General features: G+C 40.8%; 4 protein-coding genes and 1 pseudogene. All 5 read left to right on the forward strand.

Annotated features, from left to right (window positions below):
- Positions 1-197 precede the first annotated feature (197 nt).
- A complete protein-coding gene (locus tag N482_RS04125; RefSeq protein ID WP_063375874.1) occupies positions 198-644 on the forward strand; it encodes a hypothetical protein in 447 nt (148 codons plus the stop codon).
- Entirely contained in the window at positions 645-11606 is a 10962-nt protein-coding gene (locus tag N482_RS04130) for an RHS repeat-associated core domain-containing protein (protein ID WP_063375875.1), read from the forward strand.
- Between the two features lie 2 nt (positions 11607-11608).
- Positions 11609-12019 (forward strand): hypothetical protein, encoded by a 411-nt coding sequence (locus N482_RS04135; protein WP_063357546.1) that lies wholly within the window; start codon positions 11609-11611, stop codon positions 12017-12019.
- Positions 12020-12472: 453 nt separating this feature from the next.
- Positions 12473-12891, forward strand: a pseudogene (locus N482_RS26040) (transposase).
- Between the two features lie 92 nt (positions 12892-12983).
- Positions 12984-13103, forward strand: a 120-nt coding sequence (locus N482_RS24040) for an SDR family NAD(P)-dependent oxidoreductase (RefSeq protein WP_155730473.1), incomplete at its 3' end; no start/stop codon positions are given.

Below are 13103 nucleotides of genomic sequence, written 5' to 3' on the forward strand. Positions count from 1 at the left end.
AACTATCCTGACACAGGGGGATAGCAAATAAGCCCGTTATTCAGAATGACAATCTGTATTACACAGCGAGTTTTACCCCAAGGAAAACTATCAATGGAGTTAAGCATGAGAAAGAGTACTCAGGGCAAGTTTGTTCGGTAGATATCGCAGCGTACGTTCAATCTCCAAAAGCGGTTTGCAATCAATTTGAAGCGAATGTGGTTGCAGGACCAGTTTTAGTTCACTCTGCACAACCTAGCTTGAGAAACGCGTTTCACATTTTTAGTAATAGCCCTGCGACTTCTGCGCAAAATGGCCTGTATGTCTTTAGCCGAGATGGCAAAGTTTCAATATTAGATCCGCTAGACATTAATAATCAAATTGACTCTCGTACGATAAATACACAAGGGCTCGGGCAAGGGATCTTGGCAACTCCTGAGGTGTACTTAGCTGACAACGCTAATGAACAAAATCAATTTGTAATCAAAGGTGAACAAAAAATAATGGGTGTAAGTGTGCCGAGCACGAGTGATACGCCGAGCTCTTTTTCAAAAGCAGCTAGCTCGTTGATGCGAAGTATCAGTTTTAGTGTGTCTGATGATAAACAATCAATGACGGGACAAGAAGGGGCTCCTCTGCCTGTGATTTGGGAGAAGGAGTTATAAATGAGTAAGCTCTTAAAGTTTATAGCATTGCTATGCATCTCTTTTACAGCCGTTGGCGTAAGAGCATCTGCGACCCCTTGTAATAGTGATCCTGTACAGGCATATGCAAATGAAGCCATTACATTTAGGGTGACTCAGCCGGTACATAACTATTGGAATATGGGTCCCTCAAAAATGTATCTAGACAACGAGCTTATTTACCCAAAAGCCGGTGTCGCAACAGTTAATAATTTTTATACTCATACATTCCCTACTGCTGGTTCATTCGATCTAAAAATTGAAATAGATAAAAAATTTGGGAATTTGGCACACTTTGTAGGTGAATGTACTAAAAAAATTACTGTACTTAAGCGCAAAGTTCCAAAGTTGGAAGTAATCAAGCAGTCACATAAGTACTGGGTAAATAAAGACGAGAATATATCCATTACTTTTAGTGCTGCCCATGCAGATAGAATTATTCTTAAAACAAAAAGGTATGAAGAAAAAGATTGGCGCGCTCTTAAAACATGTCATGCAAGTACCTGTGAAGGCAAGATAAATGCTGAAGGCTTTACTACACATGCGATAAGCGCTATTGCCTACAATGGGGCGCAAAATAGTTACTCGGTAACTTATAATTGGTCAAGTAGAGGTCGCAATGTGAGTCCATCTGTCTCAATCTCTGCAAATAGTAACCTTGTTAACAGCGGTACATCGACAGATATAACCATTACTGCAAGTGATAAGAATGTAAACCCAGCGCATCATATTTCTCAGGTAGAGTTTCTTGGAGCTGATGGAAAATGGGTTTCTAAAACACCTCAATGTATCGGAAATAGTGGTAAGAAGAAAACAGTCAGTTGTAAGGTTAATTCTGGCAATTTGTCTAAAGCAGCGGGTTTTAAAGCAAGAGTTAAAGATTCTGGTCTCTGGGTAACGTCTAACGTGCAATGGGTCGGTATCAATAATGCGCCAAAGATTAATAACTTGTCGATAAAATCAGGTAATAAAGAGTCTCGCTTTTTCACAACAAGCAGCGATGTTTCTGTATCGACTACAGTCACTGATAGTAATGGAAATATAGCCCGTATTCAAATCTGTGGTGCTAAAGGTACAAACAACGTCGATCCAAATCAAGCGTGCAGTGCTGGCGAATGGGCGAGTTGTAGTTCGAGCTCTTGTTCAAAATCTCGTAAATTGACAAGCGCTGGGGCATACACTATTTACAGTCGTGTTGAAGACAAGCTCGGATTGAAAGGTTTTGCTCCACCGCAAACAATACATGTGTTGTCAGATTTCGGTATTTATGTTGACCAAAACTCGGTTGCTCGCCAATACATTGTAAATGACAAAAACAATCCGCCAGAAATCTCATGGACAATTGTCGCCAATAAGGTTTACTCCTCAGGTAGAAAAGTAAAAGGATTCAGAATTGTTCCCAACGGCAATGCTGCCCATGCAATTACTCCTAATGTGCCTGAATTAGCTGGAGGGCCAGTAAGTATAGATGAGGCCTGTATTGATGGTCGCTGTCGTTTTACTTTGAAATGGAAACCAGATTCGGATGCTGTGTTTGGTTCACCTATCCACTTTTATGTTCAGGTTATTGATGACCAAAATGCAGTGCAGCAATCTGACACGATTCAAACAACGATTGCGCTTGCTAAGCCTCCTGTTCCCCCAACCCCAGTTGTATCTTTGAATTTAAACTCTAGTTTGAATAGGTATGAAATTGACGTCAGTAAATATGGTAATGCGTCCCGCTTTAGCATTGAAGTAAACAAAGCAGGAGTGAAATCAACTTATGCGACAACAACAAGGGGTCTGCCGTGGGGAGTACCGGGTACATCTGTTGACGATAATGGCAGTACTCTTTCAGTGTGTGTTGCGGGTATTGCAGATGGGCCAAACGGTTTTTCCACGAGCAAAATTAAGGGGTGCGCGTCAAAGACGATAGATCACAACGATACGCCCCAAAGACCATTATTCAATATGTCGCATAGTCAATTTGGTGGTGACTACACTATGCGCTGGCAGTCCAGCCAAGATAAAGGTCTAACAAAATACTATAATTTAAAGCGTTGGAATGGGCACATAGCGGCAACTTCACAGGCTGCAAATGCCATTTACTCAAACATTCAAGATACAGCATTCCCTATCACGGACACACCAATGGGAACATATACTTATATTTTAGAAGCGTGTAATCGTTTTAATGAATGTAAGCAATCTTCTCCATTTGTAGTGGAGCATATTGCTCCTATGGCCGCTAGTGCATCAGTAAGTGAAGACAGCAAAAAGCTGATTTTAGGCGGCGCAGGCTTTGCTTTGTCTGGTGGTCGTCTGATCGCTCAAATTGAGAATACTTCCGAAACTTATGAAATTGAACAAAGTGATATTACGGTTAATCAATCAGGGGGAGTTTTAACAGCCAACCTAACAGAGAGACTTTATAAAGGGTATGAGAATAAAGGTTTAATTGTTGAATATCGCAATCAGGTAAGCTGCCCTGTAGATGACAATGATATCAATATCATAGGTAAGGTTCTTTGTGTTGATGGCTTGTCTACCTACAAAGTGCGTGTTGATGATCAGGCCCCAGATGAGGTGCTTGATATGACCGAAAATAACTTTACGGTGAGTAGTAGTGGATATGTTTATGTTGGAGCTTCTCAACCTGGTTCAGATAAGGGGGCTGCGCCATTTTATCAAGTAGGGGCCTCTTCAGAGACAATTACCGGCCTTCATATCTATAAACATGGTACACAAAATAGCGGTTGGATATTTAAAACTGATGATGCCAATGCAAATAGCGATGATCGTATTGTAGGCAAACCATTGGTATTAAACCAAGGTGGTGTAGAACACGTGTATTTTGGTGCACAAAACCACAATGTGTACAAAATAACTCATAACCCAAGCTCAATTAGTGATAATCGATTTAGCTATATTTGGAAACAAACAACAGGCGGTGCAAATACAGCTGGCGTGCAAACTGATATGTACGGCAACATCTATGTAGGCTCAATGGATCAAAAGCTATATTCATTGTTACCAGACAGCGGTCAGATCAATTGGCACTATTCATTTGCTCCTTCAGGTGGTGTAGTTTCTTTAACTGGCGTTGGCGCAGATGGTCTTGTATCTGTGACAACACAAGATGGTGAAATTAACCATATTGACCGGAACTTAGTTGATAAAAAAGCGGTTAGTTGGACTCGACTCGACGACTATCAAAACCTTGAAAACCCAGGATGGCAACCTCCAGTAGATTATTTAGAAGGCAATATTATTAGCCATCTTTTGGCTGTAATTCATAATCGCCTGCCGAGCAAGCGAGAAATCGCCGCGCTATCATTTGCTCATATGCATGGTCATTCTTTAGAAGAAGTTGTAAATGCGATATTGAATGCGCCCGTGGGCACAGATCAGCAAGCCTTGGCGCTTAGAGGACCTGATAATTTAGCGTTCGCAAATGCATTAATGAGTCGTTTGCTTAACTCTGAAGTGTCGACTAGTACAACGCTTTTAGGTAAAACAGCTTCACAGTGGGCTGCGGAATTAGAAAGTGGCAAATTACGTCGTGCAGAGTTAGTTATTCTATTGCAACAACCAACTTATACTTATTATCAAGATACCGTTAATGAGTTGATGGACATATACTTTGGCTACTGTTTCGGAAGTCAATGTAATTACAGTAGAGACACTGATAATGATGGTATTCTAAATATCATTGAACTCGCTTTGGGGCTTAATGTTAACGACCCTAGAGATGGCCTTCGCGCACCACAGATGACTTTACAAAAGCGTGAAGGTGGTAACCTAACTTTTGCTTTGTCTAGTCTGGATAATATTGACTATTATAAAGTTTTTCACATCGTTAACTCTTCACCTGAAGTAGAAACGAGAGTAGATGCATCAGGTAGCGCTGTGCCTTATGAGACAGTGTGGTCTAAAGTTGTCACCAATGCTGATCATGTTTTTTACGCTAAATCGTGCCTAGAGACGCTAATTGAGAACAAAAAGTATGAATCTTGCAGTGTATCCGCATCCAGCAATGAATCGATCACTGTTGAAGACAGCAGTTCTGAGTCAGCAATTAACGTTGTGTTATCAACAAAGCCAGCGACCAAAGATACATCTCAAGTTGAGCTGATGAAAAATGCTGAAATGACGCCAACGTTAGGTAGTTTTAGAGTCAGCGAAGCAGGGAGTGCCACATACTCAATACCTATTCAATTGCCGTCAGGCATCGCAGGTGTTACTCCTTCAGTTTCTCTGTCTTATAACTCTCAAGCGGGAGACTCAAGTATTGCTGTTGGTTGGTCACTTAACGTAGGGTCCGCAATCACGCGATGCCGAGCTACATTGGCCACAGATGGGTACTCTAGGTCGGTAGGGTTTAATGACAGCGACAAATACTGCTTAGATGGTCAGAGGTTAATTAAGGTTGAAAATCCATATGTATCGCCTGTATTACCCTATCAAGGCAGTGGGAATGCTACTTATGTACTGGAGCACGATGCTCAAGTAATTGTAAAAGACGTAACCGTATTGGGTGCACGTCAATTTGTTGTATTTGGTAAAGATGGTTCTAAAAAAATCTATGGTGGACACAGTTCACGAATAGTCAAAGTTGGAGGAGGAGACTACAACCCCACACTAACTTGGCTTCTTCATAAGGAATACGATAGTACTCAATCGGATGAATCCGCAGTGACTTATAGTTACACAACAAAAGCATCTAATGGCGATGCTTTAGGTGACGGTGAATTGGTCCTAGAGAAAATCGATTACAGTACGTATCGTGTAAAGTTCGATTATAGTGCAGGGAAAACACGAAACCTTACCTATATCAATCATGGTACTTTGTCGCAACGTGCCAGACTTGACAAAATAACAGTACAAAAGGTGGGCGCTTCCCCGGTAGAGCTGAGCCACTACAAAATTGCTGTTAATACGAGCGAACCTAGTGGAAACGGTCTGCGAAGACTGGACAAATTCCAGCAATGTCGCGGCGGTATTTGTAAAAAGCCTATAGTTTTCGACTATGCAGATTTTGCAACACCACATTACTTTGAAAAAAACACCGAACTCTTTGTTGCTAAAGATAAAAATAAACTAGCAGCGTTTACGTTTATCGATACACAAGGTGACGGCTTTGCAGAATTGGCTACGCTTGAGCGTTTGCACGGGCAGGAAAAAAAGTACGAACTGTGCCTTTGGCCAAGCCAACCAAACGATAATCAGTCAGCTTTGGATTGCTGGACCTTAAGTCGAGAAGATGATTCTGATAGCGTAAGCATGATGGCCATTGATCCCGAGGGAGATGGTTCTCAAACTCTTTGGATTAATAAAAAGTCCTACTTTGAAGAGAGTTATAGTGGTTTTTACTGGCTGGCGTTTGGTTTCGATGGTGAAAAATTGACATTTGGATACCCTGAGATTAGTAATCTTAGAGGTAACTTTATGCGAGAAATCAAAAGTGCAGACTTTGATGGGGATGGCTATCTTGATATCGCCTATAAAAAACAGTTTGATGATGCGACTGTTTATATAAGTTATTGGAATGGTACTTCTTATAATAATGAAAGCAAAGTTGATTTTTCATATGGAGAGATTGGTACGGTTTCTGATTGGCGAGCAACAGACATAAACTTTGATGGTCTAGCTGATATTATTTCATTATCATGTTGGTCGGGAAGTTGTGATGAGCCAAATCCAGGCAGGCTTTTTGCCTTTATTAATCAGGGTAGCAATACATCATTTCAATCACATCCAATATATGGTTCTGAGAATGGCAAACTTGAACACTTAACAATCACAGACATAAATAGTGATGGCTTAGTTGACTTTATTTTGCTGGACTCTGCATCCAATGGCACAAAGGCTTGGAAAGTACTCACTTCAAGAACATCTAGTATTTATGCTTACAATATTGTACCTCAGTATCAAGCTACAGTGTTCGAGCTAAATGACACAGAAGATACCTCTTTAAATTTGCAAGATGCGTCATTAGACGAAAATGCAACTCCATTTGTTTTAGATGTAGACAAAAATGGTATTAACGAAGTCTACTTTAAACAAAAGGGCGCGACCGATTATTGGAACAAGTTCCAATGGGATACGGATAGAGGCTCACTGCGTTTACAAGCTGAAAGAGTAAGAACATTTAATCTAGATAGGGATGTGAAGTCGCTCGTTTTCCCAGCTGACTTTGACAACAACGGCTTTGTTGACCTTGTTCAAAAAGATGGTGATCGCTTAGTTGCACGCTTTGGAAGTAATCAACCAGCCCATGCTGGCTTATTACGCTCTATTAAGCAAGGTTATGGCAATGAGACGCGCATTGAGTATCGTGCGATGAATACGTTAGGGAAAGACGCAATATATTCTAAGTCCTTGGAAGATTTACCAAGTGAGCTGAGAGATACTACAGAAGATAGCAAGCAATTTGATGCGCAGGGCTTTAAAGTTAGTAATTTGGTTAGCGCCATGCCGTTGGTTGCCTCTGTTGAAACCGACACCTCAGTAAGTTCTGCACAGGGTGAAGACAAACCGCTTACAGTAAGTTATCGCTATTACGGTGCTAAAGCGCAGTTTGGTGGACGCGGCACATTAGGCTTTGCTGCTATAAGGACAACTACTGAAAAAGATCAGAAGCACTTTATTACTACTACGCGTTATCGCCAAGCATTTCCATATACAGGCCTACCAGCTGCGACACATAAGTCGATTGGCGAAAGACTAATATCATTAGCCGTCAATAAATATGCTAGGGCTGAAGGTAAACATAGTAACAGCTATTATATCTTTACTGAAAAAAGCCGGGATTGCTCAGCGAGAATTGACAGCGTTGATGCAGTCGCATCATATTCAGTGAGTGGCTACTCTTGTACAAACACCACAATTGACGAAGATGTGTGGGGCAATGTATTTACAATGGATGTGACACAATACGATGTATTGTTTCATAATGTTGAAGAGTTTGCTTACTATGGGTATTTGTCAGATGGAACTGAACTGGCATCTACGAATACGACCAATTGCTATGGCGAGGCATGCAATAAGGAATATGCATACGCAAAACCTTATGTAAGGTTGGGCCGACTTACGAGTACCACGGTAACTCAAACCGAACTCAACAAAGACAGTGTAACTAAGACCAATAAGTTTACTTACTACGACTCCGGTATTGAAAAGTTTTTACTAAAAGACGAAGTGGTAAACGAAGGCGCAGGATGTGATAAAGAGCTCACTACGTCATACACATATGACGAGGTTGGCAACATAGAAACGGTGGCTCTAACTAACACAGGTTGTAGTAGTGAGCAGCAGCAAACTCGTTTAACAACAAATGTGTATGACGAACAGTTGCATTTAAAGTCCTCTAGTAATAACTACTTTACTCCTAGCGTTGTAAAAAGCTGGAATGATTTTGGTCAGCCTTTGATTATTGAGCATATTGATGATCTTCAGATCCACATGCTATATGACACCTTTGGAGCAAAGATTGGCTCGTTCTCCACAGATGGTGCACAAAGCTATACTTATCTAACAGACTGTGATGCGAATGATACGCAGTGTGCCGTTCAGCAAAATACGCTTTTAAATGGTTACATAGTTGAAAAAAGTTACATGGACAAAGGTGGTCGAGTTTATGAGTCACATAAACGCGGTATGCACGATCATTTCTGGTTCAAAACTGAGGTCGAGCATGACCGTTTTGGGCGAGCGATTTCTCATAAAGGGCCAGGACAAGAAGCAGTTACCACAGTCTATGACGCATTCGACAGGGTGGTTTCCGTAACTGATCCTAACGCTGGCACGATCACGACTCACAAACAACAAGGGCTGGTAAGCACGGTGACTATGGAAAGCACTGGCTTGCAAATTGAAGGTACAGCTAACCGTGACAAAGGGTTGCCTGGAGGCAATTCACAGACACAGTCAGTAGAGACGGACCTATTGGGCCGAAACTATAAAGTGACGGACAATGCCGGTAATGTGTTGACTTACGAATACGATATTTGGGGGAATAACACGACAGTTCACTCTTCGGCTGATAATCAAATTGTTCTTCAAAATACATATGAAGCCGATGGTCGGTTGTTGTCACGTAAGACCCTCAATAATGGAGAGTGGAGCTATAAATTCAATGCGTTTGGTCAAGTTAGAGAGCAAACCGATGCTCGGGGCGTTACCTCAACGATTAAATATGACTTAATCGGCAGAAAAATTTCTCAATCGCAAACATCATCTGATAATAAAGTGGTGCTAGAGGGAGATAGTGAGTGGAGTTATATTGAGTATGACGAAGCTGCCACACAACCAACTCACCAGCTGCAATATGCCAAGCAAGGAAATTGGCTGCAACATTATTTCTATGACAAACGAGGACGTTTGGCGAGTACTCTGACTGATCTCGAAAGTAATCAATGTTACTCAGGAGTGGTGTTCAATTCGAGTAACAGCGACTTAAATATTTCTGATGATAAGTTGTTAGACCCAGTCTCTAGCTTGTGTGTTATCCAACAAAAGTTCTATGACCAATACGGTAGGGATGCTTATCAATTCGAAGATTATCGACGCAATCAGGATGGGTATTACTACGATGTCCGTGGTATTAAGAAAATATACCACAAATTCGGTATGGTCATAGGCCTGCAAGAAGCTAGGGACACAGAGAACGGTATTCGATATTACAACGTGGATACAGCTGCTGTTAACAAACGTGGACAAGTCACGAGTTATGACAAGGGTCTTGTTAAGATGAGCTTGATGTACGATAGCCAAGGGATGATTGCTGGCATCGACGCTAAATATCGAGACAAGGCGCTTTATCTTCAGGGGGATCGCTATCGTTTTGACAGTTTGGGTAACTTAACTTATCGAAGTCTTCTAAACGGGTCGGGAGAGCAAAAGTTTGGGTATGATGGATTAAACCGCGTATCGGCCGTTAATGGCGTAACTGACTTTGAGTACTGTGATAATGGAAGTCTCAAGAAAAAAGGCAAGTGGACATATCACTATGGGGCAAACCAATGTGATAGTCACCGACTAGAAAAGCGTAAGCGCAATATTCGAGACTTCAATACAAACATAGAGCCATTTAATGGATTAACTGCGGCAGGTATTAACACTGCACCTGAGTTAACTCCTGCATCTCACGCTGCGATAGATCCTCAAATTTTGGGGCATATCGAAGAAACTTTTGATTATGACAACAATGGTAACGAACTATGGATGAAGCGAGACAATAAAGCCTATCGTTCGCAAACATACAGTGGTCGCAACAAGGTTAAAAGTATCAAGGGGATCAAGGATGAAATTAGCTTTGATTACGATGTGAATAACCGTCGCTACAAACGGGTTGATGATAATCAAACCGTATATTATGTTGGTGCGCTCGAGCTTACCAAGCGTAACGTCGGATCAATTGAAGAGAAGTTTATCAGGCGGTATATCGGTAATGAGGCGGTACAAATTTACTATGTAGAAGGTGGCAGTTCACTACAGTGGATGTTTACAGATCATCAAGGGTCAATCACTGCCGTTGCAGACAGTAATTATAATCTTCTTGCCCGTTACCAATACGATGTTTTTGGTAAACGCTCTAAGGTTGCGAAAAATAAGGCGGATGAGCAATATTATGCTGCACATTTAAGCATCTCATTATTTAATGAAATAGCTCCGAACCTAAGAAGTTATACGGGGCATGAACCTGTTTCGTTGGACGGAGATAATCGAGTCATTCATATGAATGGCCGAATTTATGACGCTGATACGGGACGCTTTATGCAGGCTGATCCGTTTATTCAGGCGCCGCAGAACCTGCAAAACTACAATGCTTATAGTTACGTTTTGAACAACCCTCTTTCATTTACAGATCCAAGTGGCTACTTGTTTAAAAAGATGCTTAAAGGGGCTATGAAAGCGACGGGTACCTGGGACTTGATGCAGCAAATAGCTGCTAATCCAGTTTTGAACTCTGTCATTCAAGTCGTAATGATATTTATACCTGGTTGTCAATCTGGGGCCTGTCATGCGGTATTTAATGCGGCAACAACTTTTGCAGCTACAGGTAGCTTAAATGCAGGTATAAAAGCTGGAGCGATTTCTTACGCACAATCCGCTGCGCTTCAGAAAATAGGTGCCAGCAAAACATGGGGCCAACCTGGTAGCATAGAAAACATTGCAGCCAATGCTCTTGTAGGTGGTGTTGCATCTGAGCTCCAAGGTGGAAAGTTTGGGCATGGATTTATAGCTGCAGGCGTCGCATCAACATTCAAACCAATGCTCAATAATATTGGTGGTGCCCAAAGTGCCAACTCGGCCATTAAAACTGGTAATATCGAGATGCTTGCCAAATTTAAGGTGCATCGTATTGTTGGTGCAGCGGTTATTGGTGGTACCACGTCAATGATAACAGGAGGCAAGTTTGCAAATGGAGCTATTACGGCAGCGTTTACGCAGGCGTTTAATGGGGAGTCTCGAAATGAAGCAGACGCAATTGAAAAGAACTTTGGTAATTTAAGAGATAAGATATCAGAGGCCAATTATAAGACTGAAGAAGGTCGTATTACAATTGCAACTGCAAAAAATATGTTAACTAAAGGTGGTATCAGTAGATCTCAGTTCGACCGTATTTTAAGGCAGAAAAGTCATGCTAGACTGCTACAACGTGCATTGGTAACTGATTTAACAAAACTTATCGCAAGTGATGCAATCCCTCAAATATTAAAGGCAGCAGATCCTACCAGTGATTCTTCCCAGAGAGCATTGGTAGCTGATGTTGTCTCATCCGCTACTTCGAGTTTTACTATTGGCAAATTAGCTGGTGGCTATAGTAGTTATTTGAACATAAATACGATGTGGGATGTGCAGAATGTTAGGAATAACTTTTATATGAACACAGAGGCTTTTGATATGATGTTTGACGATGAAAGATACTTATTACTCGGTAAATATAGAGGGTTTTAAAAGTGAAATTATTTATATATGTAGTGTGTATTTTTTTTGTTGGTGGAAATGTATACGCTAGTGGCCTCAATGTTCTGAATGAATGTAAGGTGACCGAAGAGTATGGTAAGACAGTTATTTATGAAAATTGTATAGGAGGGAATGTTTTCACTGTTGATGTACATAACTCTGGCAAAGGTGTACCTGAGCTAGTGAAAATCATTAAAAAAGGCTCCTATGATATTTCACTTTTGAAAGATAAAATGAATGATGAATTGGTTTCTGCAGTATATTCTTTGATTCTTATAGAAAAAGAATTGGTTTATTTTTTTGCGACTGAAAATACAGTCACAGTTTTGTTGAAAGATAATGGAATCGTTATTTTTAAAAAGTCTGATAGCGTATGGCGACAGATTTCGATTGGCGAATCTTAAGAGACAAAAAAAATTACGAAAACAATCATCTTAAACTGGCGTACAGCGGGTACGCCGTCTCCCCTTAGATGAGTTTTATGGATTGAAGGTTAACAAGTTAGGGTGAGACCCATTCAAAATAGGCGTTCAGTGAGCGCATTTTTTAACAAAACAAAAGTTACCCATTGCTTAGGTTGGTAACGTTAATTTAATAACTTTATCTGAGGCTATCGGGTTGTTCGTCTACTTGATTTTCAGAATTTATTTAGATGATCAGTAATTCTTTTTGCTCAGGTGAATTGCTGCTATCAATATAATCGAAAAGAGTTATCTTGACTTCTATCTGAGTGTTTGTTCAGTCAAAAATCATTTTCTATGCTAGGTGGCCAAAATTCTCTCAAGGCTGTGCCTATAAAAAACCACGTTAGATACTCCAATTTTATTGTTACCAGCAACAATAAAGGAGTAAGAAGTATGAGTAGATACAAATCCGCTTCGTACGTAATCTACCTCGATGCCAGAGCCATGTTGTCATTAAAGTACAGATATAGAATTTTGAAAAGAAATGTTGAAAAAGGTTAAATCGTGGCATCCATTTTTTAAATTAAAAGTGCAAGGTTATAAAGCTCAATGTACAGCAGTTCATGTATGCCTTGCACTTAGAGCGCTCTTTGCTTAATTATTTCTGAGTGGACGGGCACATTAACAGACAGAGCTAGAATGAGACATTCATAAAATTCCTATGCCCACATAAGAAAAAGCTGAGGGAAAAATCATTTTGGCAATAAGGGTATTTTGTTGACTCGGTAGGTGCAAATGAAGAAATAATAAAGTGTTATGTCAAATACCAAGGCAAGAGGGAAAAAGAAGAGGCATGTGATAACAGCCTCTAAGAGTTATAGTATATGATTAGGAACACAAATAGAGTGCCTCTAAATCAAAGCTACCAGCATAGCTGGTGGAGTTTTACCTTTTAGGAGAGTAAATGAAAGTAGCCTTGGTCACCGGCGGTAGTCGTGGTATTGGCGCAGCCAGCGCTAAAACATTAGCAGACAAAGGATATGCCGTTGCCATTAATTATAAGTCCAACCATCAAGCAGCAGAG

It is taken from the genome of Pseudoalteromonas luteoviolacea NCIMB 1942 (genome assembly GCF_001625595.1).
GTDB classification, from domain to species: domain Bacteria; phylum Pseudomonadota; class Gammaproteobacteria; order Enterobacterales; family Alteromonadaceae; genus Pseudoalteromonas; species Pseudoalteromonas luteoviolacea_A.